The 25007-nt window shown below is 69.4% G+C and carries 18 protein-coding genes; 7 read left to right on the forward strand and 11 right to left on the reverse strand.

The genetic code is table 11. From position 1 onward, the window contains the following. Positions 1 to 119 precede the first annotated feature (119 nt). Complete coding sequence (locus J2Y58_RS07075) at positions 120 to 1919, reverse strand: IlvD/Edd family dehydratase (RefSeq protein ID WP_310100730.1); 1800 nt, start codon at positions 1917 to 1919, stop codon at positions 120 to 122. Positions 1920 to 1937: 18 nt separating this feature from the next. Then, positions 1938 to 3050 carry an aldose epimerase family protein gene (locus J2Y58_RS07080; RefSeq protein WP_310100731.1) on the reverse strand — a complete coding sequence of 371 codons (1113 nt, stop codon included), beginning with the start codon at positions 3048 to 3050 and terminating at the stop codon, positions 1938 to 1940. Positions 3051 to 3219: 169 nt separating this feature from the next. Between J2Y58_RS07080 and J2Y58_RS07085 the strand changes: the two genes are divergently transcribed. Further along, positions 3220 to 4539: a sugar MFS transporter gene (locus tag J2Y58_RS07085; protein ID WP_310100732.1), complete on the forward strand. Its 1320-nt coding sequence runs from the start codon at positions 3220 to 3222 to the stop codon at positions 4537 to 4539. A gap of 166 nt (positions 4540 to 4705) precedes the next feature. On the opposite strand, the gene J2Y58_RS07090 is transcribed toward J2Y58_RS07085, so the two are convergent. Next, a complete protein-coding gene (locus J2Y58_RS07090) occupies positions 4706 to 5578 on the reverse strand; it encodes an SMP-30/gluconolactonase/LRE family protein (protein WP_310100734.1) in 873 nt (290 codons plus the stop codon). A gap of 109 nt (positions 5579 to 5687) precedes the next feature. Between J2Y58_RS07090 and J2Y58_RS07095 the strand changes: the two genes are divergently transcribed. Genes J2Y58_RS07095 through J2Y58_RS07110 form a run of 4 tightly spaced genes read left to right on the forward strand, consistent with a single transcriptional unit; the run spans position 5688 to position 9206 of the window. Then, complete coding sequence (locus tag J2Y58_RS07095; RefSeq protein ID WP_310100736.1) at positions 5688 to 6638, forward strand: 2-dehydro-3-deoxygalactonokinase; 951 nt, start codon at positions 5688 to 5690, stop codon at positions 6636 to 6638. After that, complete coding sequence (locus tag J2Y58_RS07100; RefSeq protein WP_310100738.1) at positions 6635 to 7276, forward strand: 2-dehydro-3-deoxy-6-phosphogalactonate aldolase; 642 nt, start codon at positions 6635 to 6637, stop codon at positions 7274 to 7276. The genes J2Y58_RS07095 and J2Y58_RS07100 overlap by 4 nt, the downstream gene beginning before the upstream one ends. Next, a complete protein-coding gene (gene araD1 / locus J2Y58_RS07105; protein WP_310100740.1) occupies positions 7273 to 8268 on the forward strand; it encodes an AraD1 family protein in 996 nt (331 codons plus the stop codon). Before J2Y58_RS07100 ends, araD1 begins: the two co-directional genes overlap by 4 nt. Continuing rightward, the gene (locus tag J2Y58_RS07110) at positions 8265 to 9206 is read left to right on the forward strand and encodes a Gfo/Idh/MocA family oxidoreductase (protein ID WP_310100742.1); all 942 of its coding nucleotides are present in this window, start codon (positions 8265 to 8267) and stop codon (positions 9204 to 9206) included. The genes araD1 and J2Y58_RS07110 overlap by 4 nt, the downstream gene beginning before the upstream one ends. Here the strand turns inward: J2Y58_RS07110 and J2Y58_RS07115 are convergent, their stop codons facing one another. From J2Y58_RS07115 to J2Y58_RS07125, 3 genes are all read right to left on the reverse strand, one after another. Then, positions 9207 to 10715, reverse strand: coding sequence for an MFS transporter (locus J2Y58_RS07115; protein WP_310100744.1), 1509 nt, complete (start codon positions 10713 to 10715; stop codon positions 9207 to 9209). 202 nt (positions 10716 to 10917) lie between these two features. Then, positions 10918 to 12492: an alpha-glucosidase family protein gene (locus J2Y58_RS07120; RefSeq protein ID WP_310100746.1), complete on the reverse strand. Its 1575-nt coding sequence runs from the start codon at positions 12490 to 12492 to the stop codon at positions 10918 to 10920. Beyond that, positions 12489 to 14336: an alpha-amylase family glycosyl hydrolase gene (locus J2Y58_RS07125; RefSeq protein WP_310100748.1), complete on the reverse strand. Its 1848-nt coding sequence runs from the start codon at positions 14334 to 14336 to the stop codon at positions 12489 to 12491. The genes J2Y58_RS07120 and J2Y58_RS07125 overlap by 4 nt, the downstream gene beginning before the upstream one ends. Before the next feature lie 108 nt (positions 14337 to 14444). Between J2Y58_RS07125 and J2Y58_RS07130 the strand changes: the two genes are divergently transcribed. Further along, the gene (locus tag J2Y58_RS07130) at positions 14445 to 15476 is read left to right on the forward strand and encodes a LacI family DNA-binding transcriptional regulator (protein ID WP_310100750.1); all 1032 of its coding nucleotides are present in this window, start codon (positions 14445 to 14447) and stop codon (positions 15474 to 15476) included. 13 nt (positions 15477 to 15489) lie between these two features. Here J2Y58_RS07130 and J2Y58_RS07135 read toward each other — a convergent pair whose 3' ends face one another. From J2Y58_RS07135 to J2Y58_RS07155, 5 genes are all read right to left on the reverse strand, one after another. After that, complete coding sequence (locus J2Y58_RS07135; RefSeq protein WP_310100752.1) at positions 15490 to 18411, reverse strand: TonB-dependent receptor; 2922 nt, start codon at positions 18409 to 18411, stop codon at positions 15490 to 15492. A gap of 153 nt (positions 18412 to 18564) precedes the next feature. Then, on the reverse strand, positions 18565 to 21306 hold the full coding sequence (locus tag J2Y58_RS07140; protein ID WP_310100753.1) for a [protein-PII] uridylyltransferase: 2742 nt from the start codon (positions 21304 to 21306) through the stop codon (positions 18565 to 18567). Between the two features lie 50 nt (positions 21307 to 21356). Continuing rightward, complete coding sequence (mutS, locus tag J2Y58_RS07145; protein ID WP_310101296.1) at positions 21357 to 23933, reverse strand: DNA mismatch repair protein MutS; 2577 nt, start codon at positions 23931 to 23933, stop codon at positions 21357 to 21359. Positions 23934 to 23968: 35 nt separating this feature from the next. Further along, positions 23969 to 24241, reverse strand: a complete 273-nt coding sequence (locus tag J2Y58_RS07150; protein ID WP_310100755.1) for a type II toxin-antitoxin system RelE/ParE family toxin — start codon at positions 24239 to 24241, stop codon at positions 23969 to 23971. After that, positions 24234 to 24422 (reverse strand): antitoxin, encoded by a 189-nt coding sequence (locus J2Y58_RS07155; RefSeq protein ID WP_310100757.1) that lies wholly within the window; start codon positions 24420 to 24422, stop codon positions 24234 to 24236. Before J2Y58_RS07155 ends, J2Y58_RS07150 begins: the two co-directional genes overlap by 8 nt. A 99-nt stretch (positions 24423 to 24521) precedes the next feature. On the opposite strand from J2Y58_RS07155, the gene J2Y58_RS07160 reads away from it, so the two are divergent. Next, the gene (locus J2Y58_RS07160; RefSeq protein WP_310100759.1) at positions 24522 to 24998 is read left to right on the forward strand and encodes a methylated-DNA--[protein]-cysteine S-methyltransferase; all 477 of its coding nucleotides are present in this window, start codon (positions 24522 to 24524) and stop codon (positions 24996 to 24998) included. Positions 24999 to 25007 lie beyond the last annotated feature (9 nt).

A 25007-nucleotide genomic window follows, 5' to 3' on the forward strand; every position in this document is an offset into this window, starting at 1 on the left:
TCGCCGCAGCGGAGGTCGGGACCTCCCCCTTGCCGAACGCCGCGCACACCAAGCAGAAGATCCCAGCTTCCGCTGGAATGACGACGGCGGGGAGAGGACCCGCCCCCGCCTCATGCCCCTCAATGGTTGTCGCGCGGCAGGCCCATGGTCTGTGCGATGCGCTGGTACTTCTCCGCACCCTCCAGGATCGCGCCGGTGTTCATCTGCCCGACCACCGCGCGCTGGATTTCCTGCCACGGCGTCTGCGAGGCCGGATAGGCGTAGCCGCCGGCCGCCTCCAGCGCCGCGCGCCGCTCCGCCAGTTCCTCGTCGGAGATCAGCACATTGGCCGTGCCCTTGCCCAGGTCCACGCGCACGCGGTCGCCGGTCTTGAGCAGCGCGAGCCCGCCCATCGCCGCCGCTTCTGGCGAGGCGTTCAGGATCGACGGCGATCCGCTGGTCCCCGACTGGCGACCGTCACCGATGCACGGCAGCGCATGGACGCCCTCGGTGATCAGATACGCCGGCGGGCGCATGTTGACGACCTCGGCAGCACCCGGATAGCCGATCGGCCCCGCACCGCGCATGAACATCAGCGTCTCGGGCGTGATCCCGGTCGCCGGATCGTCGATCCGATGGTGATAATCCTCCGGCCCGTCGAAGACCACCGCCGGCCCCTCGAACGCCTCCGGATCGTTCGGGTTCGACAGATACCGGTCGCGGAACTCGGGCGAGATCACGCTGGTCTTCATCACCGCCGCGTCGAACAGATTGCCCGACAGCACGATGAACCCGGCCTCTTCCTTCAGCGGCGCATCATAGGGACGGATGACCTTTTCGTCCTCGATCGCCACCCCGCGGCAGTTCTCGCCCATCGTGCGCCCGTTAACGGTCAGCGCGTCCTCGGCGATCAGCCCCTGTTCGATCAGCTGGTTGACCACCGCGGGCACGCCGCCCGCACGGTAGTAATCCTCGCCCAGATACTCACCGGCCGGCTGCAGGTTCACGAGCAGCGGGACCTTGTGCCCCTCGGTCTCCCAATCCTTGATCGGCAGGTCGACGCCGATGTGGCGCGCGATCGCCGCCAGGTGGATCGGCGCGTTGGTCGACCCGCCGATCGCCGAATTGACCTTGATCGCGTTGTGGAACGCGTCCTTGGTCAGGATGTCGGACGGCTTCAGGTCTTCCGCCACCATCTCGACGATCCGCTTGCCGGTCAGATACGCGACCTCCTGCCGGTCACGATACGGCGCCGGGATCGCCGCGGAGCCCGGCAACGACATGCCCAGCGCTTCGGCCAGCGAGTTCATCGTCGTCGCGGTGCCCATCGTGTTGCAATAGCCGGTCGACGGCGCCGACGACGCCACCAGCCGGATGAACTCGGCATCGTCGATCTCGCCGGCCGCCAGCATCTGCCGCGCCTTCCACACGATCGTGCCCGAGCCGGTCCGCTCGCCCTTGTGCCAGCCGTTCAGCATCGGCCCCACCGACAGCGCGATCGCCGGGATGTTCACGGTCGCGGCCGCCATCAGCATCGCAGGGGTGGTCTTGTCGCACCCGATCGTCAGCACCACGCCGTCGAGCGGATAGCCGTAGAGCACCTCGACCAGCCCGAGATAGGCGAGGTTACGGTCGAGCCCCGCGGTCGGGCGCTTGCCGGTCTCCTGGATCGGATGCACCGGGAATTCCAGCACGATCCCGCCCATCTCGCGCACGCCCTCGCGCACCCGCTCCGCCAGCACCAGATGGTGGCGGTTGCAGGGGCTGAGGTCCGAGCCCGACTGTGCGATGCCGATGATCGGCTTGCCCGAGCGCAGTTCGTCGAGGCTCAGCCCGAAGTTCAGGTACCGCTCGAGATACAGCGCCGTCATGTCGATGTTGGCGGGATTGTCGAACCACGCACGGCTGCGCAGCTTGGTCGGATCGTGGGGGGCGGTCATGTCAGCAAACTCCGGAGATCAGCGCGCCACCGAGACGCGATAGACCATGCGATGGTGATAGGGCTTGCCCGGATCGACCCGTGCCGAGCCGAACGACGGCTGGTTGGGGGTGTTCGGGAACTTCTGCGGCTCCAGCGCGAAGCCGTCGCCCATGCGATAGACGTGGCCGCTCTTGCCCTTGAGCGAACCGTCGAGGAAATTGCCGGAATAGAATTGCACGCCCGGCTCGGTCGTCAGCACCTCGAGCACCCGTCCCGAGGCCGGGTCCTCGACCCGCGCCGCCAGCTCCGGCTCCTTCGTCGCGCCCTTGTCGAGCACGAAATTGTGGTCGTAGCCGCGCCCGATCACGATCTGCGCGTCGCGCCCGTCGCGCACGCTCTGCCCGATCGCGCGCGGCTTCGTGAAGTCGAAGACCGTTCCGGCGACCGGCGCCAGCTCTCCGGTCGGGATCAGCGCTTGGTTGACCGGTGTGTAACGCGCGGCGGGGACCGTCATCCGCTGCGCATAGATGCCGCCCGCCGAACCCTCGCCCGCCAGATCGAACAGCGCGTGGTTGGTCAGGTTGACGATCGTCGGCGCATCGGTCTTAGCCTGGAAGTCGATCGTCAGCGCGCCCTTGTCGTCGAGGCTGTAGGTGACGGTGACGTCCAGCGTACCCGGATAGCCCTGGTCGCCCGCCGCACTGCGCATGGTCATCGTCACGCTCGCCTGCGGACCGGACTTCACGTCGGTGATCCGCCAGACGTATTTGTCGAAGCCCTTCGTCCCGCCGTGCAGCGAGTTGGTCTTGTCGTTCAGCGGCAGCTGATAGGGCTTGCCGTCGATCGTGAACCTGCCGCCCGCGATCCGGTTCGCATAGCGCCCGACCGTCTGGCCCCAGAAATTGGGAGCGGTAACATAAGTGGTCGCGTCATCGTAGCCGAGGGTGATGTCGGCCACCTTCCCGTCGCGGTCGGGTGCGTTGAAGGATTGCAGCGTCGCGCCCAGCGTCATGATGCGCGCGCTGACGCCGTTGCTGCCGGTCAGCGTCACCGCCTCCACCGCCGTGCCATCGGGCAGCGTGCCGAACGCCGCGCGCTCCGCCGTCGCTGCCATCGCGGACGACGCGCCCAGCGCTGCCGTGCATGCCATGCCCACACCCGTCACCCAACGCGCCACCGAAATGCTCACCGACACCCTCCCGCACTTGCCAGTCAACCGCGTTTGTCGCATTGACCGCTCGCTGGCGGCAAATATAGTCAGACATATCTCTGCGGCGCAAGCCCGCCGCAGTCGTAGACGATCAGGTGAGGAGAGGAAGATGGCCGGACCCCCAATTTCGCCGGGCGCGGCGCCCGCGGGCGGCGGCGGGGCGATGCCCGCCTATGGCCGCGCGCTGACGCTGCTGGCGAGCCTGTTCTTCATGTGGGGGTTCATCACCGTCATCAACAACACGCTGCTGCCGCACCTGCGCAGCGTGTTCGACCTGAACTACACCCAGACGACGCTGATCGAGAGCGTGTGGTTCATCGCCTATTTCTTCGCCTCGATCCCCGCCGCCAAGCTGATCGAGCGGATCGGCTACCAGAAGTCGCTGGTCATCGGCCTTCTCATCATGGCCGCCGGCGCGCTGGGCATGGTGCTGGCCGCCAGCCTGCCGAGCTACGGCGTGACGCTGGTCATGCTGTTCGTCATCGCCAGCGGGATCACCCTGCTCCAGGTCGCGGCCAACCCCTACGTCGCGGTGATCGGCCCGCCGGAGACCGCCTCGTCGCGGCTCAACCTGGTGCAGGCGCTCAACTCGGCCGGCACGATGCTGGCGCCGCTGTTCGGCGCGTACCTGATCCTGGGCCGCTCGAAGGGCGGCACCGCCGCGACCGGCACCGTCCTGACCCCGGCCGAGCGGTTGGCCGACGCGCAGTCGGTGATCCTTCCCTACGTCCTCGTCGCGATCGTGCTGGTCGTGCTGGCGGTCGTCATCGCGCGCTTTCCGCTGCCGGCGATGGGATCGTCGACCAGCCGCGTCGCGAAAGAGGATCGCAAGAACCATTCGCTGTGGAAGCATCGCAACCTCGTCTTCGGCATTCCCGCGATCTTCATCTACCTGATCGCGGAGATCGGGGTCGCCAACCTGTTCGTGAACTTCGTCAGCCAGCCGGAAATCGCCAACGTCACCGCCGAACAGGCCGGCCGCTATCTGACGCTGCTGTGGGGCGGGATGATGGTGGGCCGCTTCGCCGGCTCGGCGATCATGCAGCGCATCCCCGCCGAGACGGTGCTCGCCGCCTTCTCGGTGGGCGCGTTCGTGGTCATGCTGATCACCGTGTTCACGACCGGGCCGGTCGCGATGTGGGCGCTGATCTCGGTCGGGCTGTTCCACTCGATCATGTTCCCGACGATCTTTACCCTCGGGATCAAGGGCCTGGGCCCGTTGACCGAGGAAGGCTCGGGCCTGCTCATCATGGCGATCGCGGGCGGTGCGCTGGTGGTGGTGCAGGGCAAGCTGGCCGACAGCTACGGCTTGCAGGCATCGTTCCTGCTGACCGCGGCGTGCGAGCTGTACATCCTGTTCTATGCATTGTGGGGTGCGAAGACGACGAACGCGCTGCCGGACGTCGGGGTGCAGGACACCGCGCGCTGACCCTTCCTCGTCATCCCCGCGGAGGCGGGAATCCAGACGCGCAGGTCGTCGCAAGGGCCGACACGTCAGAGGTTCTGGTTCCGCCTCCGCGGGGATGACGGACGATCGGGACGACGAAGGAAAATGAACGCCCGGCGGCTCGCGGGAGCCGCCGGGCGTTGCCGTCTCAGCCGACCCGCACCGGCGGCAGCGCCTGCCCGGCCACGTCGACATCGAACGCGAACAGCCCGCCCGCATCCGGCTGCGCCGCCAGCGCGCCCTCGTCGAGCCCCTTGCGCGCGGTCGTCGCATAGGCGGTCTTCAGGTCCGCGCCGCTCAGCGCGATCTTGGTGACGTTGGCCGCGGGCAGCTTCACCTCCTGGCGCAGCATGCCGTCCGGCGCGTAGCAGCGCGCGCACCAGCCGCCCCACAGACCGACCCAGACGTTGCCGGCCGAATCGACCGTTACCCCGTCCGGATGACCATCGGCCGGGTCGATCGTGACGAAGTCACGCGCGGCGCCTGTCGTGCCGTCCGCTTCCAGCGCCACCGCATGGATGACCCCGCCCAGCGTATCGACGTGGTAAAGCGTTGTGCCATCCGGAGAAATCCCAGGACCGTTGGTGATCGAAACGGCCGCGATCCCGGTCGTCGTCACCTGCTTCCCGTCCCAGCGATGGACGCGCCCGGTGATCGCGCTTTCGCCGTCGTCCATCGACCCGAAATAAACGCTGCCGTCCGCCGCCACCGTCGCATCGTTCAGGCGGTTGCCGGGCAGATCGGGCTCGACATCGGCCAGATGCGCAAAGGCGCCCGCCTCCGGATCGAACCGCGCCAGCCCGGTCTGCAGCCCGGCGAGCAGCGCGCCGTCCGCGGCGGGCAGCACCCAGCCGACCTGCGCCGGCGCGCTCCACGTCGTCACCTCGCCGGAGGCCGGATCGAAGCGATGGACATGCTGCTGCTTGATGTCGACGAACCACAGCACGCCGCGCGCCGGATCCCATGCCGGTCCCTCGCCCAGCGTCGCCGCACCGCGCCACACCGTCCGCACCTCGGTCATCTTTCTCTCCTTGTTCCAGGCGTGCGGGACTACAGGATCGCAGGCGCGGCGCACAGCCTTGACCTCGCCGCTCCAGCGTATATGTCCTACAAATAAGTGGGAGGATGACGTGACGGGTGACTATATCGTCATCGACTGGGGAACGACCAACCGTCGTGCGTGGCGCATGTCGGCACAAGGTGTGCCGAAAATAGCGACGAAGGATGCACGGGGCGTCCTCTCGGTGCCGCAAAACGGCTATCCTGCGGAGATCGGTGCGCTGCGGGACGAACTCGGCGACCTGCCCGTGCTGGCGGCCGGGATGGTCGGCTCCAACCGCGGCTGGCACGAGGTGCCGTATGTCGACGCCCCCGCCGGCCTGACCGACCTGGCGCGCGGCTGCGTGACGCTGGCCGACGAGGACGTCGTGCTGGTCCCCGGCGTGGCCCTGCGCGGCGAATTGGGGCGCGGCGAATTGGGGCGCGGCGAATTGGGGCGCGGCGGAACGGGTGCCGGCGCTTCGGGAAGCGGCGGGCGCGCCGACGTGATGCGCGGCGAGGAGGTGCAGGTGCTCGGCGCGATCGCGGCGGGGCTGGCGCCGGGCGATGCGCTGTTCTGCCAGCCGGGCACGCACAACAAATGGATCGCGACCACCGACGGGCGCGTCACCGATATCGCCACCGCGATGACGGGCGAGCTGTTCGCGCTGCTGCGCGGGCACGGCATCCTGGCGGGGATGCTCGACGGCGCGGTCGCGGACGGCGCGGCGTTCCGCGACGGGCTGTCGCGCGGCGCAGGGGCGAAGGACCTGACCGTCGCCTTGTTCGAGGTCCGCGCACGCGTCCTGCTCGGCACGCTGGCGCCCGCCGACGCCGCGGCGTTCGCCAGCGGCGTGCTGATCGGCGCCGACGTCGGCGCGCGCGACGATCTCGCCGGGCGCGAGGTACAGTTGCTCGCGGGCGGCGCGCTCGCCGATCTCTATGCGGCGGCGATCGACCAATGCGGCGGCCGCGCGGTAGCGCTCGACAGCGAACGCGCGTTTGCCGCCGGCATCCACCGGCTCTGGGAACTGACACGATGACCACCGAAACCCACTCGCGCTTCGACGCCGCCTTCGCCGCCGCGCCGCTCGTCGCGATCCTGCGCGGGCTGACCCCTGCCGAGGCGCCCGCGATCGGCGACGCGCTGGTCGATGCCGGCTTCACGCTGATCGAGGTGCCGCTCAACTCGCCCGATCCGTTCGACAGCATCCGCCTGCTCGTCGATCGGGTGGGCGACCGCGCGATGATCGGCGCGGGCACCGTCCTGACGCCCGAGGACGTCGCGCGCGTCGCCGACGTCGGCGGCACGCTGATCGTCTCGCCCAACACCGATGCCGCGGTGATCGGCGCAACCGCGGCGCGCGGGATGATCTCGCTGCCCGGCTATTTCACCGCCAGCGAGGGCTTCGCGGCGCTGGCGGCCGGCGCCACCGCGCTGAAGCTGTTCCCCGCCGACGGCACCACCCCCGCCTATCTGAAGGCGCAGCGCGCGGTGCTGCCCAAGACGGTGCGGATGCTCGCGGTCGGCGGGATCACCCCCGAGAACATGGGCCAGTGGCGCGCGGCGGGCGCGGACGGCTTCGGGCTCGGCTCCAACCTTTATCGCCCCGGCAAGGCCGCCGACGCGGTCGGCGCCGAGGCGCATCGCTATATCTCTGCGCTCAAGGACATCGCATGACCAATCTGCGCCTGCTTCAACATCGTGGCGACGACGGGCGTCGCCGCGTGATCCTGGCCGAGGGCGACCGCGCGGTCTTCCTGACCGACGCCGAGTCGACCCGCGCGCTCGCCCGGGCGGCGATCGCCGCCGGCACGACGCTGGCCGAGGCCGCGGCGCAGCGCCGCACCGACGAGACGGTCGACCTGGCCGCCGAACTGGCGGCCGGGCGGCTGCTCCCCGCGATCGATCATGAGGACACCGCGCGGCTGATGCTGGCCGGCACCGGGCTCACGCACCTCGGCTCGGCGTCGGGGCGCGACGCGATGCACAAGGCGGCGGCGTCGTCGGAGCACCAGACCGATTCGATGCGGATGTTCCTGGAGGGCGTCGAGGGCGGCAAGCCCGCCGCCGGCCAGGTCGGGCAGCAGCCGGAGTGGTTCTACAAGGGCGACGGCCAGTCGCTGGTCGCGCCCGAGGCGCCGTTCGCGTCGCCCGCCTTCGCGCAGGACGGCGGCGAGGAGCCGGAGCTGGCCGGCATCTACCTGATCGGTGACGACGGCACGCCGTACCGGCTCGGCGTGGCGCTCGCCAACGAGTTCAGCGACCATGTGACCGAGAAGCACAATTACCTGTGGCTCGCACATTCCAAGCTGCGGCAGGCGTCGCTCGGCGCCGAGTTGCTGCTCGGCACGCCGCCGTCCGACATCCGCGGCACCAGCCGGATCGTGCGTGACGGCCGCACGCTGTGGGAGAAGCCGTTCCTGACCGGCGAGGACAACATGTCCCACCATCTGTCGAACCTGGAGCATCACCACTTCAAATATGCGGGGTTCCGGCGGCCGGGCGACGTGCACGTCCATTTCTTCGGCACCGCGACGCTGTCGGTGGCGGACGGCATCAAGACGCAGGCGGGCGACGTGTTCGAGATCGACGCCGCGCCGTTCGCGCTGCCGCTGCGCAACACGCTGACCGACGCGGCGCCCGCGCCGGTCGTGGTGCGCGCGCTGTGACGGCCCCGATCCGCCTCGCGCTGGTCGGCATGGGCAAGATCGCGCACGACCAGCACCTGCCCGCGATCGCCGGCCATTCCGGCCTCGAACTCGCCGCGACGGTCAGCCGCAGCGGCGAGAGCGTGGGCGGGCTGCCGTTCTTCCGCAACGTCGAGGAACTCGCCGCCAGCGGCACCGCCATCGACGCGGTCGCGCTGTGCACCCCGCCGCAGGTCCGCCACGCCATCGCGCTGTTCTGCATCGAGCAGGGCTGGCACGTGTTCCTCGAGAAGCCGCCCGGCGCGACGCTGGCGGAGGTCGCCGCGCTCGACGACGCGGCGAGGGCAAAGGGCGTCAGCCTGTTCGCCAGCTGGCATTCGCGCTACGCCGACGGGGTCGAACCCGCGCGCGCCTGGCTCGCCGAGCGCAACGTTCGCCGCGCGACGATCACGTGGCGCGAGGACGTCCGCGTCTGGCACCCGGGACAGGACTGGATCTGGGAGCCGGGCGGGTTCGGCGTGTTCGATCCGGGCATCAACGCGCTGTCGATCGCGACCCGCATCCTGCCGCGGCCGTTCTTCGTCGAGACCGCCGAGCTGGACGTGCCGTCGAACCGCGCCGCCCCGATCGCGGCGCGCGTCGCCTTCCGCGACACCGCCGGCTGCGCGATCGCGATGGACCTCGACTTTCGCCAGGAAGGCCCGCAGCATTGGGACATCGAGGTGGAGACCGACGCCGGCACGCTGAAGCTGGCCAAGGGCGGATCGGTGCTGACGATCGACGGCGAGGAAACGCTGGCGCACGACAGCGACCTGCACGGCGAATATCCCGGCCTCTACGCCCGCTTCGCCGAGATCGTGCGCGCGGGTGAGTCGGACGTCGACGTCTCGCCGCTGCGCCTCGTCGCCGACGCCTTCCTGCGCGGCCGGCACGTCACGGTCGAGCCGTTCGTGGAGTGACTATGCCGCCGGGGCGGGACGATCGCGGATGCGCAGCATCGCGACCGCCGCCCCGGCCATCGTCGCCGCCGCGAACGCCATCGTCCAGATCGGCTCGGTCGGGAAGAAGGCTCGCGTGATCGATCCCATCACGGTCGCCACCAGCAGCTGCGGCGTGACGACGAAGACGTTGAACAGCCCCATGTAGACGCCCAGCTTGCGCTGCGGCAGCGCGGAGGCGAGGATCGCGTACGGCATCGCCAGGATCGTCGACCACGCGATGCCGATCCCGACCTGGCTCAGCAGCAGCCAGCGCGCATCGGGCATCGCGAAGATGCTCGCGAACCCCGCCGCGCCGCACAGCAGGCCGACGACATGCGTCCGCGCCTGCCCGATCCGCCGCGACAGCCACGGCAGCAGGAACAGCGCGGAGACCGCCGCCACGCCGTTATAGGTCGCGAACAGCACGTCGACCCAGTTCGCGCCGCGCTGATAGGCCGGGCTGGCGGCATCGGGGGCGGCGAAGAACACCTGCGTGACGACCGGCGTGGTGTTGATCCACATGATGAACAGCGCCGACCAGCTGCAGAACTGCACCACCGCCAGCCGCTTCATCAACGGGGGCATCCCGGCGAAGTCGCCGACGATATGCCCCAGCAGCCCCGGCGCACGCCCGCCGCGCGCGCGCCGGATCGCGATCAGGCTGGCCACGCCGTAACCGGCGAGCAACCCGCCGAGCAGATACATTTCCTTTTCCAGCCCCGCGACCGCGACCAGCGCCGCCACCGCCGCACCGGCCGCGATCCACGCCAGCGGCGCGGTCGTCGCGCGCGCCGCCAGCGCACGGGTGGTCGCGCCGTCCTCCACGTCCGCCGCACCGTCGAACGCCGCCATTTCCGCGGGCGAATATTCGCGCGTCGTCACCACCGTCCACAGCACGCTGGCGAGCAGCGCCGCGCCGCCGAACCAGAAGGCGAAGCGCACCGAATCGGGGATCTGCCCGGGCGCGGCGATGTTCGACACGCCCGCCTGCTCGAGCAGCCACGGGAAGATCGACCCGAACACCGCCCCCGCGCCGATGAAGGCGGTCTGCACCCCGTAGCCCGCGGCATGCTGATCGCGATCAAGCATGTCGCCCACGAACGCGCGGAACGGCTCCATCGAGATGTTGAGCGACGCGTCGAGCACCCACAGCATGAGCGCCGCGACGATCAACGCCGGGCTGAGCGGCATCACGAACAGCGACAGCGCGGCGAGCACCGCGCCGGCCAGGAAGTACGGCCGTCGCCGGCCGAACCGCCCCAGCCACGTCCGGTCGCTCAGATGCCCGATCACCGGCTGCACCAGCAGCCCGGTCAGCGGTGCCGCGATCCACAGCGCCGGCAGATCGTCGAGCGACGTCCCCAGCGACTGGAAGATCCGGCTCATGTTCGCATTCTGGAGCGCGAAACCGATCTGGATGCCGAAGAAGCCGAACGAAATGTTGGCGAGCCCGGCGAGCGACTGGCGATGGCGGCGCGGCTGCGTCATGCGCGCACCCCTTCGCCGGTCAGGGCACCGACCAACCACGCGCCGTGAGGCGCGCCCGACGCAACCGGCCTACCCCGTTCGAGCCGAGCCTGTCGAAGCACGTGCACGGAACGGAGCGCGCGACACACGCACTTCGACAGGCTCAGTGCGAACGGTGTGGATGAAAGGGGCGACACACTACGCGCGCAGACGAGGGCGTCTCTCACCCCGCCCTCGCGATCAGCGCGCCATAGCCTGCGAAGGCCGAACCCTCGACGCCATAGGCCAACACCATTTCGCCCCACACGATCGGCACCTCCCGCGCCTCCGCCGACAGGTTGACGACGCACAGCAACCGCTCGCCCTCATACTCGCGCACGAACGCCACCACGTCGGCGGGCGCGTCCAGAAACCGCAACGTCCCCCACCGCAACGCCGGCTCCATACGCCGCATCGCCAGCACCCGGCGGGTCCAGTGCAGCAGCGATCCCGCATCCGCCTCCTGCACGTCGACCGCCATATCGGCATGGTCGGCCCCGAACGGCAGCCACGGCTCGCCCGCGGTGAATCCGTGCCCCGGCCCGTCCGCGGTCCACGGCATCGGCGTGCGCGCACCGTCGCGGCTCAGGGTCAGCGGCCAGTTCGCGATCGCCTCCGGATCGCGCAACTTCTCGAACGGGACCGCGACCTGCGTCAGCCCCAGTTCCTCGCCCTGATAGAGAAAGATGTTGCCGCGCAGCCCCGCCAGCAGCAGCATCTTCGCGCGCGCGAACGCATCGCGGTGCTCCGGCAATGCCCAGCGCGACACCGCCCGCGGCGCATCGTGATTCTCGAACGCCCAACTCGGCCAGCCTTCACCCGGCGCCCCCGGCCATCCCGACAAGGCCGCGCGCACCAGCGCGGGGGTCAGGTGGTCGGCATAGAGGAAGTCGAAGCCATAGGCCGTCTCAAGCCGCCCGGGGCGCGTATAGTCCTTGCGCACCCAGTCGCTTTCCTCGCCGCCGATCTCCGCGACCGAGAAGCGGGCGTCATATTCGTCAGTCAGCGCGCGGATGCGCTCGACGAACGGCAGCATGTCGGGCTGGTCCTGGCTGTGCACCTTCTGCTGGAAATCGAACGAGCGCGTGCGTGGGCGGTTCGACGGCGCGGCGGGCGGATTGTCGCGCAGGTCCGCCGCGCCCATCGCATGGTTGATCGCATCGAGCCGGAACCCGTCGACACCACGCTCCAGCCAGAAGCGCCCGACGGCGAGCAGCGCCTCCTGCACGCCTGCGTTGCGGACGTTCAGCTGCGGCTGCTCCTTCAGGAAGGTGTGGAGATAATATTGCTGGCGCCGCGCGTCCCACGTCCATGCCGGCCCGCCGAACACCGACTGCCAGTTGTTGGGCGGCGACCCGTCGGGCTTTGCATCCGCCCAGACGTACCAGTCGGCTTTGTCGCCATCGCGGTGGCTGCGGCTCTGCACGAACCACGCATGGCGATCGGAGGTGTGCGACCACACCTGATCGATGATGACGCGCAGCCCCAGTTCGTGCGCGCGCGCGACCAGCGCGTCGAAGTCGGCGAGCGTCCCGAACACCGGATCGACGTCGCAATAGTTCGCGACGTCATAGCCGAAATCGGCCATCGGCGAGGTATAGAAAGGCGAGATCCAGATCGCATCCACGCCCAGCGACGCGACATGATCCAGGTGCGCGGTGATCCCACGCAGGTCGCCAACGCCGTCGCCGCTCGCATCGGCGAAGCTGCGCGGATAGATCTGGTAGACGGCGGCACCCTGCCACCACGGATAGGTCATCGGGCGTCTCCGATCGCGCAGACGGCATAGCCTAGCGCCGGCAGGCGCACGCGCAACGATCCCGGCGCGGCCGTCTGCGCGGCGCAACCCTCGCCGGCCAGCGTCGTCACCGTGGCGGCGCCGCTCACCTCGACCAGCCGGTCGAGCGGGGCGGTCGACGTATTGAACGCCAGCAGCACCTCGCGCCCGGTCGCCGGATCGATGCGTGACACCGCCAGCAACCCCGGCGTTTCCTCGCGCGCGCGCAGGATCGTGCGGCCGCGGGTCAGCGCCGGGTGCGCCACGCGGACGCGCGCCAGCGTCGCGATCTGCCGGAACAACGGGTTGTCCTGCGCGAAATGCGCGATTGCGGTCGTCGTATCTGTGCCGAGCAGCCGGTTGTCGTTGTAGCTGGCGACGCGGCTGGCGAACAGGTCCTCGCGCGCGTCCTGATCGCCGCCGTCGCCCGTGAAGCCCTGCTCGTCACCCGCATAGATCGTCGGCACGCCCCGCAAGCTCAGCAGCATCGCGTTCGCCAGCATCGTGCGGCGCAGCACCTCTCCGTCATCGGCCTTCGGAAAGGCCGTGCGCACGAAATAGGCGAAGCGGCCGTTGTCGTGGTTGCTGACGAACGTCGGCAGCCGCTCCGCCGCCGCCGCACCGCCCTCGTACAGCGCGTCGCCCGCGATCAGCGTCTCGAACGCGTCGGTGCCGCGCGTGCCCGCCACGGTGTCGAGCACCGCGCGCCGGAACGCGAAGTCGAGCACCGCCGGCAGCTTGTCGACACGCGTGTGCGCCGCCAGCGGGCCGGGATCGAGCTGATCGGCGGCCACCTCGCCGAAGATATGGAAATTGGGGATGCCCTTCGCGGCGGCGCGCGCCTGCATCGCGGGAACGAACGCCTGCCAGAACTCGGGATTGACGTGCCGTGCCGTGTCGATGCGGAAGCCGTCAACCCCGAAGCGGTCGATCCACCCGCCGAAGATGTCGATCATCCCTGCCACGACGCGCGGGTTCTCGGTCATCAGGTCGTCCAGCCCGACGAAGTCGCCCATCGTCGAATTTTCATTACGGAACGTCGTGTTGCCGCGATTGTGGTAGAGCGTCACGTCGTTCAGCCACGCCGGCGATTTGGCGCGCTCCTCGCCCTTCGGCACGTAGGGGGTGTAGGCATAGGTCGGATCGGTCAGCTTCGCGAAATTGGCGGCCGTCTGCACGCCATCGCCCGCGAAGCCAGGGTTGATTGCCTTCCCGTCCACCCCGCCGCGCCGCTGATAGGGATAATCGGCGCGCGACCGGTATGCGCAATCGCCGCATTCGCGGTAGCGGATCACGTCGGCGGTGTGGTTGACGATGATGTCCATATAGACCTTCATCCCCGCCGCATGCGCGGCCGAAACCAGCGCCGCGAAGTCGGCATCGGTCCCGAAATGTGGGTCGACATGCGCGAAGTCGGTGATCCAGTATCCGTGGTAACCGGCGCTTTCCTGCCCCTTCGGCCCTTGCACGGGCTTATTGCGGAAGATCGGCCCGACCCAGATCGCGGTCGCGCCGAGCGCCTTGATATAGCCGAGCCGGCGGAGCAGCCCCTTCAGGTCGCCGCCGTGGTAGAAGCCCTTGGCGGTCGGATCGTAGCCGGTGGTCAGCCGGTCGCCGGTGAGCCCGCCGCGATCGTTCGCCGGATCGCCGTTGTCGAACCGGTCGGGCAGCGCGAAGTAGATGACCTCGTCCTGCGGCAACCGTGCGCGGTAATCCTGCCCCGCCGCGGCGCGGTGATCCTGCCCCGCCGCGGCGCGGCGATCCTGCGCAGCGGCACTACCGGCCAGCATGGCCGCAACCAGCGCGCCCGCGATGATGCTTTTCATGGCGTCCCTCTCCCGTGGCGGCGTGATGCGCAGCAGCGCCCGGCTTTGCCAAGCGCGCAGCATACGTATTCACACGTCATGCGCTGCGCGGTAGGATGCTGGTTTCCGGTGAAAGCCCGCTCCCTGTCCGACCGCGTCACCTCCTTCGACATCGCCGCCGCCGCCGGCGTCTCGCAACCCACCGTTTCGCGCGCGCTGCGCGGCGACCGCACGGTCAGCGCCGCGACCCGGCTGCGCATCGCCGCGATCGCCGAGCAACTGGGCTACAAGGTCGACCGCGCCGCCTCCTCGCTGCGGCGCGGCGAGGCGAAGACGCTGGCGTTGCTCTTCTTCGAGGATCCGCTGCCCGACGCGACAGCGATCAACCCGTTCTTCCTCTCGATGCTCGGCTCCATCCTCAAGACGTGTGCGCTGCGCGGCTACGACCTGCTCACCTCGTTCCAGCAACTCTCGGCCGACTGGCACAAGGATTACGAGGACAGCCGCAAGGCCGACGGGCTGATCCTGCTCGGCTATGGCGACTGGGAGACGTACCGCGTGCGGTTGCAGCAGCTGGTCGGGCAGAAGACGCGCTATGTCCGCTGGGGGTCGGTCGAGCCGAACGGGCTCGGTTTGGTCCTGGGCTGCGACAATATCGGCGGCGGACGCGATGTGGCGCGACACCTGCTGTCGCGCGGACGACGGAGTGTCGCGTTCGTCGGCACCGCGAGCGACCATTACCCGGAATTCCGCGACCGCTATCGCGGATCGTGCGACGTCCTGCGCGCCGCCGCGCTGCCGATTGATCCCGGACTGCACGTCGACGCGCTCTCGTCGGAACAGGCCGGCTATGATGCGACGCGCCGATTGCTCGCGCGGGGCATCCCCTTCGACGCGCTGTTCGCCGCCTCGGATCTCATTGCTTTAGGGGCATTACGTGCGCTCGACGAGGCCGGGCGGCGGGTGCCCGACGACGTCGCGGTCGCCGGGTTCGACGACATACCCGCCGCCCGCCTCTCGCGCCCGCCGCTGACGACGGTGGCGCAGGATTATGCGCGTGCCGGCGCGTTGCTGGTCGACACCCTGGTACGCCAGATTGCGGGGGAGACGACCGAGAATGTCATGCTCCCCGCGACCCTTATGGTGCGCGCGTCGGCGTGAGGCGCGCCCGTTCTCAGAAGCGGTACGTCAGCCCGAGGTAATAGTCCGTCCCGTACCGCTGGTAGCGGCGCACCTGCCGCGGGTCGCCGTTGGTATATTGGAAGAACTCCTGATCGGTCAGGTTCTTGGCCTGCGCCAGGATCGTCAGCCCCTGCAACGCGCCGCTCTGGAATTCATAGCCGATCTGCGCGTCCAGGATCGTCTCGCCCTTGGCGGTGTTCAGCTCCGGGGTCGCCGAAAGCCCGCGCACCTCGGCCAGGAAGCTGGAGCGATAGCGGTACGTCGCGCGCGCCTGGAAGCCGTTCTTCTCGAAATAGGCGGTGCCGTTCAGCACCCATTTCGACAGCCCCGGCACCGTCTGCACCGTCGCCGGCGCACTGTCATACCGGACCGCGGAGTGCGTGTAGCTGCCGCTGCCGAACAGCCCGAACCCGTCGAGCGCGGCCGTGACCATCCGCAGCGGCAGCGACGCGGTCGCCTCCGCGCCCATGATCTCGCCGCGCCCCGAATTGGCCGGGTTCTTGAACAGCCCGAACTGCGCGTTCTGCGCGCGCACGATCGCCTGTTGCGCCGGGGTGAGCGACGTCAGCAGCGGCGAGAAGTCGTAGAGCACGTTGTTGTTCGGGTCGACGTAGTCGGTCAGGTGCTTGAAATAGCCGGACAAGGCGACATAGCCGCCGGCCGTGAAATATTTCTCCAGCGACAGGTCGATGTTGGTCGACTTGTACGGGCGCAGCTGCGCATTGCCGCCGTCCGACGAGAACGGGCTGCGAAGCGGGTCGGACCCCGCCCCGACGTTGCCCGGCGTGATCGCGACATTCTGCGACACGCGCTCCTGATCCAGCCGCGGGCGCACCATCGTCTGCGAGGCGCCCATCTTGATGAAACCGTTGGGGATCAGCTCGACCGAGAAGGTCGCGCTGGGCAGCACGTTGGTATATTTCGCGCCGCCGCTCACGTCCGACAGCGTCACGACGCCGCCGTTCAACCCTGCGATCCGCCCGTCCGACGATTGGTCGGTATGCACCACCTGCACGCCAAGCGAGCCCTTGATCGCCTTGCCGCCGGCCAGCCCGTCGATGACCAGCTTGGCATAGCCGGTCGTGACCTTCTCCTGTACGCTCCACACTTTCGCGAGCGATTCCGGACGGTTGTCGAATACCGGCGTCAGCAGCCCGAGCACGCCGCGCGGGTCGAGCGTCAGCATGCGCGGCACGCCCAGGAAGGCGAGCGACACCTGATCGTCGAGCACCACGTCGGCGGGCACCGCGATCGACTGCGGCGTGCCGCTGGCCACGGTGCATCCCGTGCCGCCGCCCGACGGGCAGTAGAAATAGGAGGTGAAGCGCGCCTTCTTCTCGCGTTGCGAATAATTGGCGCCGACTTCCCAGCCCTTGATGACGCCCAGCGCGCCCTGGAAGTCGCCGGTCAGGTTCGCGCGGAGCGACTTCAGGTCGTCGCTGAACTTCGGCCGGTTCTGGAAGCCGGCCTGCACCACGGCATTGGTGCCGTTATAGCCCCAGCCGCCCGGGTCGGTGATGCGGATGATGTCGGTGTTCGCATAGTCCAGCGTCGGCACGATCTGGTAGGTGCCGTTGTTCTGGCGCGTGATCGTGATCGTGTCGCGCTGCCCGGTGCCGCCATAGCCGGTGCCCGAATAGGTCTCGATCAGCTCGTCCTGCCGCGTCGCGCGCGACCAAGCGGCGTCGACGTTCAGCTGGATGACGTCGTTCAGCCGGACGTTGTTGTTCCAGCCGAGCGAGAACATGTCGGACTCGCGGTCGTTCAGGTCGTTGCGCTGCACGGTATATTGCGGCGAGAACGTCGCCTTGTCGACGAAGCCGTCGGTGACCGTGACGGTTCCCGCGGTGGGCGCGACGTTGTAGGCGAGCGGGAATTCGATCCCCCTCAGCCGCTGCGTCTCCTTGAAGTGCGTGTAGAGCGCGTCGAAGGTCGAGTGGAAATCGTCGCTCGGCGCCCATTCGATCGTGCCGACCCCGCCGTAGCGCTTGAGCATGTTCGACTGGACGTACGGCTTCGCGCCGCCCAGCACGCACGGCCCGGCGGCGTCGCCGGTGCAGTTCTGCGACAGGTTGGTGAGGCTGGGATAGCCCCACGCTTCGTAGCGGTCGTAGTTGGTCGGCGATTCCTGCGCCGCGACGCCGATCGCGATCCCGAGCGTGTCGTCGGCGAACTGGTCGACATAGGTGGCCGTCGCGCGATAGCCCCAGCGTTCGCCATCCGGGTTGCGCTTGCCGATGCCGTTCAGCTGCCCGCGGCCCGAGACGATGAACAGCCGCTCCTTGCGGTCGAGCGGGCGCAGCATGCGCAGGTCGACCGTGCCCGACACGCCCGCCGCGATCAGCGACGCATCGGCGGACTTGTAGACGTTGACGTTGCTGAAGAATTCCGACGGATATTGGTCGAACTCGACGCCGCGATTGTCGCCGACCGTCACCTGCTCGCGCCCGTTGAGCAACGTCGTCGAGAAGTCCGGACCCAGCCCGCGGATCGACAGACTCTGGTCGCGGCCCTCGACACGCTGCGCGGTGACGCCGGGCAGGCGCGCGAGCGAATCCGCGATCGACACGTCGGGCAGCTTGCCGACATCCTCGGCAGAGACCGAGTCGACGATCAGCGTCGAGCGCCGCTTGATGTCCGCCGACTTGGCGAGGCTGGCGCGGATGCCGGTGACGACGATCTCGTCCGCGCCGGTGTCGGTGCTCGTCGGATCGGGATTGGCGTCGGCATCGGGCGTCGGATCGGCGGGTGGCGTCGGCTGCTCGGCGGTGACCTTTGCGGTCGGGTTGGCGGTCGGCGCGTTCGCCTGCGGCGTGGCTTCCTGCGCCCAGGCGGGTGCGGCGACCAGCAGCGCCAGCACACTGGCGCCCGCCCAGCGGCGGCGGGCGATCGGCGATAGAGACAGGCCGTTCATGCGAAAAATCCTCCCCTGCTCCCGGCATCCGCGTTCCTGCGGACGATCCTCGGGTGTCATGGGAGGCGAACTAGGCCCGCACCGGCCGCGCCGCCAAGAAAGTCACATACGTATTCAGCGTTATGCTGGCGCGGTGTGGCGTTGCGCGACCGGTCAGGCCGCCTCCTCGTGCGGGACCCCCGCGGCGGCGGACAACAGCCGTTTCTCCAAAGCGCGCACGCGCGTGGCCGAGGCGATCTTGTCGCCGGTCAGGTCGGTCAGATAGAAGACGTCGACCGCGCGCTCGCCATAGGTGGCGACATGCGCCGAGTGGATCGTCACCTTGGAAAGAAACAGCGCATAGGCGAGCTGGTTGAGCAGCGCCGGGCGGTCGCGCGCCGCCACCTCCACCACGGTGAAGCGGTTCGACGCCTTGTTGTCGATGAGGACGTTGGGTTCGATCCGGAACGCGTCGGCGCGCGCGCGCGGCAACGGCTTGGCCTTCAGCCGGTCGGTCAGCTTGCCACGCCCGGCCAGCGCATCCTCAATCGCGGTCTTCAGGCGCGTGAGCTGCCCCGCCTCGTCGAACGGGCGCCCGAGCGGATCCTGGACGAGGAAATTGTCGAGCGCCATGCCGTCGCGGGTCGTGTGGATGCGCGCGTCGATGATGTTGCCGCCCGCGACATGGATCGCGCCCGCGATACGGCTGAACAGCCCGGGATGGTCGGCGGCGTAGACCGTCACCAGCGTCGCGCCGCGCTCCGGATAGACCTGCGCATCGATCGCGAGCTGCACGTCGCCGGTCTGAGTCACGAAGGCCGCGTTGTGCGTCAGCACGTCGTCGGGCTCGGCGATCCAATAGGGTTCGGGCAGGCGACGGACATAGGCCGCCAGCGTCCCGGCATCCCATTGCAGCGCGGTGCGCAGCCGCTCCTGCTTGGCGAGCACGCGTTCGCCGCGCCCCTTCTGCTTGTGGCCGAGCCGCAGCACCTCCTCCGCGCGATCGTAGAGGTCGGCGAGCAGCTGGCCCTTCCACCCGTTCCACGTCCCCGGCCCGACCGCGCGGATGTCGACGACGGTCAGCACCAGCAGCAGCCGCAGCCGCTCCGGGCTCTGCACCACCTCGGCGAAGTCGAGGATCGTCTTGAAATCGGTCAGGTCGCGGCGGAACGCGGTCGCGCTCATCAACAAATGGTGCCGCACCAGCCACGCGACCGTCTCGGTCTCCGCCGGAGTCAGCCCGAAGCGCGGGCACAGCCGCTCCGCCACTTCCGCGCCCAGGATCGAATGGTCGCCGCCGCGGCCCTTGGCGATGTCGTGGAGCAGCACCGCGACATACAGCACGCGCCGCGACACGATCTGCGCCATGATCTCGCTGGGCAGCGGATGCTCGTCGGCCAGCGCGCCGGCCTCCATCCGCGCGAGCAGCCCGACCGCGCGCACCGTATGCTCGTCGACGGTGTAATGGTGGTACATGTCGAACTGCATCTGCGCGACGATCCGCGCCCAGTCCGGCACGAAGCGCCCCAGCACGCCCGTCTCGTTCATCCAGCGTAGCGGCAGTTCCGGGTCGTGCGCGCCGCTCAGCAGGTCGAGGAAGCGCGCATTGGCGCGCGCGTCGCGACGCACGGCGGTGACCAGCCGCGCGTCACGCGTCGCGCAGCGCAGCGCCAGCGGATGGATCTCCATCCCCTGTTCGGCGGCCAGCGCGAAGATCTCGATCAGCCGGCGCGGATCCTGCTGGAAGAAATCATCCGACGGCAGTGCGATCCGCTTGGCATCGACCGCAAAGCCGTTCAACCGCTTGGGCGTGCGCGCCACCGTCAGCCCCAGCCGGCGGCGGCGCGAGAAGCGCTCGTCCATATGCGCCAGGAACAGCCCGGTCAGCGAGCCGACGGTGCGCGCCTGCAGAAAGTAGAATTGCATGAAACGCTCGACCGCCGACTTGCCGGGCCGGTCGGCGTAATGCATCCGCTGCGCGATCTCGCGTTGGTAGTCGAAGGTCAGCCGGTCCTCCGCGCGCCCGGCGATCAGGTGGAGGTGGCACCGCACCGCCCAGAGGAAGTTGTCGGCGCGCTGAAACAGCCGGTATTCCTCGCGCGTGAACAGCCCGACCGCGACCAGCTCGTTCGATCGCTGCACCTGGTAGGTGTATTTGCCGATCCAGAACAGCGCGTGGAGGTCGCGCAAGCCGCCCTTGCCCTCCTTGATATTGGGCTCGACGACATAGCGGGTATCGCCCATGCGGACGTGGCGCGCGTTGCGCTCGGCCAATTTATCGGCGGCGAACTGCCGCTCGGTGCCGCGGCGGACGTCGTCGTGAAAGCGCCGCGACGCTTCGTTATAGAGATCCTCGTCGCCCCAGACGTAGCGGCCTTCCAGCAGCGCGGTGCGCACCGTCACATCGGCCTTCGCCTGCCGCACCATCTCGTCGAGCGAGCGGCTGGAATGGCCGATCTTCAGCCCCAGGTCCCAGAGGGTGTAGAGCATCGATTCGATGACCTGCTCGGCCCAGGGCGTCTGCTTGCCCGGCGTCAGGAAGCCGATATCGACGTCGGAGAAGGGCGCCATCTCGCCGCGGCCATAGCCGCCGACCGCGATCAGCAGCAGCCGCTCGCCCGCGGTCGGATTGGCCAGCGGGTAGAGCCGCTGGGTCGTGAAATCGGCGAGCACGCGCAGCAACTGGTCGACCAGATACGCCTGCGCGTTCGCCGCCTCGATCCCGCGCGACGGACTGGCGGTCAGCCGCCGCGCGATCTCCGCCCGCCCCGCCTCCAGCGCGCCCTTGAGCAGCAGGCTGACCTGATGGCGCAGCGCCGCGGTGTCCTTGCCCTGCGCGGCGGCGACCTGCTCGGCCAGCAGGCGACGGTCGACGATCGCACGGCGGTTGGGGAGATGGTCGAAGCGTCCGGTCATGGGCGCGGAGATAATCGCTCGCGGTTAACGCGTCGCCCCTATTTCGGCGCTCATCCCTCCCGCGCCAGCGCCTTGAGGCGGTAGAGCGTGTCGAGCGCCTCGCGCGGGGTCAGCGCGTCGACGTCGAGCGCCTCCACCTCGGCACGGATCGCATCGCATTGCGCTTCCTCGGCCTGCGCGGCGGCGGCGAACAGCGGCAGGTCGTCGAGCCCCGCCGCCAGCCCGCCGGTCTTCGCGCGCCCTGCCTCCAGCTTCGCCAGGACGGCCTTGGCGCGCGACACGGTGGCGGGCGGCATCCCCGCCAGCCGCGCGACCGCCAGCCCATAGCTGCGATCGGCGGGCCCATCGGCGAGTTCGTGGAGCAGCACCAGCTCACCCTTCCACTCGCGCGCGCGGACGTGGTGGAGGCTGAGCGCGTCGCAGCGTTCGGCCAGCCGGGTGAGTTCGTGGTAATGCGTCGCGAACAGGCAGCGGCAGCGATTGTCCTCGTGGATCGCCTCCACCACCGCCCAGGCGATCGCCAAGCCGTCGTAGGTCGAGGTGCCGCGCCCGACCTCGTCGAGGATCACGAAGCTGCGTTCGGTCGCCTGGGCCAGGATCGCGGCGGTCTCGACCATCTCGACCATGAAGGTCGACCGGCCACGGGCGAGATTGTCCGAGGCGCCGACGCGGCTGAACAGCCGGTCGACCAGCCCCAGCCGCGCCGACGCCGCCGGAACATAGGCGCCGGCCTGCGCCAGCACCGCGACCAGCGCATTTTGGCGCAGGAACGTCGACTTGCCGCCCATGTTCGGCCCGGTGACGAGCCACAGGCGCGAGCGCTCGCCCAGCACGCAGTCGTTGGCGACGAAGCGATCGCCGCTCCGCGCCAGCGCCGCCTCGACGACCGGATGCCGCCCGCCGGTGATCTCGAAACAGGCATGGTCGGCGAAGGCCGGGCGCGACCAGCCGCCCTCAACCGCGCGCTCGGCCAGCGCGGCGGCGACGTCGAGCCGCGCCAGCGCGTCGGCAGTGGCGGCGATCGCCTCGCGCCCGGCCAGCGCCTGGGCGGTCAGGTCCTCGAGATGCGCCGCCTCCGCCGCCAGCGCGTGGGCGCCCGCCTGCGTGACGCTGGCGGCGACCTCGTGGAGTTCGGGGGCGTTGAAGCGGACCACGCCCGCCAGCGTCTGACGATGCGTGAACCCGGAGTCCGCCGCCATCAGCGGATCGGCGGCGCGCGCGGGCACCTCGATATGATAGCCGAGCACGCCGTTGTGGCGGATCTTGAGCGTGGCGATGCCGGTCTTCGTGCGGAACGTCTGTTCGAGCGCGGCGATCGCGCGCCGCCCGCCGCTGCCGGTGTCGCGCAGCGCATCGAGCGCGGGGTCGTAGCCGGCCGCGATATAGCCGCCGTCGCTCGCCTCGATCGGCGGCGCGGGCACCAGCGCGCGCTTGAGCAGGTCGATCAGTGCGCCGTGGCCGCGCAGCCGCGGTGCGACCTGCCCCAGCAAGGCCGGCGCGTCCGCCAGCTTGCCGAGCCGGTCGCCGATCGCCCACGCCCCGTCGAGCCCGTCGCGCAGCTGCCCGAGATCGCGCGGGCTCCCGCGCCCCGCCGCCAGCCGCCCGAGCGCGCGACCGATATCGGGCAGCGCGCGCAACGCCGCGCGGATGCGGTCGCGCAACGCGGCATCGTCATGGAACAGCCGGACGAGATCGAGCCGCGCGTCGATCGCGGCGCGCTCCATCAGCGGCGCGCCGAGATCGCCGGCGAGCAGCCGCGCGCCCGCGCCGGTGACGGTGCGGTCGACGGCGTCGAGCAGGCTTCCCTTGCGCTGCCCGGCGGCGGTGCAGGTGATCTCCAGGCTTTCGCGCGTCGCGGCGTCGATCGCCATCGTGTCGCGCGCCGCCGCCAGCACCGGCGGGCGCAGGAACGGCAGCTGCCCCTTGGCGGTATGGTCGAGATAGGCCACCAGACCGCCGGCCGCGGCCAGCCCTGCGCGCCCGAACTGCCCGAAGCCGTCGAGCGTCGCGACGGCGAACAGCCGCTTCAGCCGCTCCTCGCCTCTCGCGCTGTCGAAGTCGGCCTTGGGCCGCCAGACGGTCGCGGGCGCATCGCTGCCCTCTGCTGCCACCACTTCCGCGGCGCCCAGCCGCGCGAGCTCCGCGCCCAGCGAAGCGACGTCGCACGCGATCACCTCGAACCGCCCGGTCGAGACGTCGGCGGCGGCCACCGCCATCTCGCCGCCCGCGGTCTCGCCGACCGCGACGCACCAATTGGCGGCGCGCGCGTCGAGCAACGTCTCCTCGGTCAACGTGCCGGCGGTGACGACGCGGACGATCGCGCGGTGAACCAGCGCCTTCGATCCGCGCGCCTTGCGCGCCGCCTCCGGGCTCTCGGTCTGCTCGGCGATCGCGACGCGGTGCCCGGCCTTGATCAGCCGTTGCAGATAGGCGGTGGCGGCATGGACGGGGACGCCGCACATCGGGATCTTCTCGCCGGCGTGCTCGCCCCGCGACGTCAGCGCGATATCCAGCACTTGGGCGGCGACCCGCGCATCGTCGAAGAACAGTTCGAAGAAGTCGCCCATGCGGTAGAACAGCAGGCAATCCTCGGACTCGGCTTTGAGCGCCAGATATTGCGCCATCATCGGCGTCGGGGCGGGGGTGGTGGTCATTAAGAGATTTAGTCCGGGCGGCGGGCGCCGTGGCGAACCGCGGTGATGAACACCGTCTCGCCCTCGACGCGATACCGCAGTACATAAGGTGGAACCGTCACCAGCTCACGGCGGCCATTGCCAGCGAGACGTCCCCTGTCGGGAAAGTCGCGCAGACTGCTGGCCACGTCGAACAGGCCAGCGCGCAATCGCTCGGCAGCGAGACGATCGAAAACTTCGATATAAACGACGATCCGGTCGAGCTGTTCGATGGCCTGATCCGTCCAGATGACCTCAGCCATTCCGCTGCGCAAGCCACTCCTTGAACGGCAGACGTCCGGGCTTCCCCCATGTCATCAGCCATTCTCCGACGATCTCGTGCGAATGCACGCGACCCGCAGCGATGTCAGCGTCCGCACGTGCATCAGCCGCCGCGATCGCATCCGGATCGGGTTGCTCGAAAATGCCGGGCTCGTGCTTCATGGCCGCGATCATACCTGCCTGCCCGTCCGAAAACCACCCGCCACTTTGACCGCAAGCGGCGGGATGCGACCGCGAGCGGAAGCCGGTAGAAGCATCGCCATGCTCCACCGGGCCATCCTCCCCTCCCCACTCGGCGACCTGACGCTGGTCGCCGACGATTTTGCGCTCGTCGCGATCCTGTGGCCTGACGACAGACCGGGACGCGTGCCGTTGGGGGCGAGCGCCGATACACCCGACCACCGGGTGCTCGCCGCCGCCGCGGCCCAGCTCGCCGATTATTTCGCCGGCTCCCGCACCGCCTTCGACCTGCCGCTCGCCCCCCGCGGCACCGCGTTCCAGCGCGACGTTTGGCGCGCGCTGGACGAAATCCCTTATGGCGAGACGCGCACCTACGCCGACATCGCGCGCACGATCGGGCGCCCCACCGCCACCCGTGCGGTCGGCGCTGCGAACGGGCGCAACCCGATCTCGATCGTCACGCCGTGCCACCGCGTGATCGGGCGATCGGGCGCGCTGACCGGCTTCGCCGGCGGGCTGGCGGCCAAGCAACATCTGCTCGCACTGGAGCAACGCTAGGAGATATTC

Origin of the sequence: Sphingomonas sp. BE138 (assembly GCF_031456125.1) — a bacterium.
GTDB lineage: Bacteria > Pseudomonadota > Alphaproteobacteria > Sphingomonadales > Sphingomonadaceae > Sphingomonas.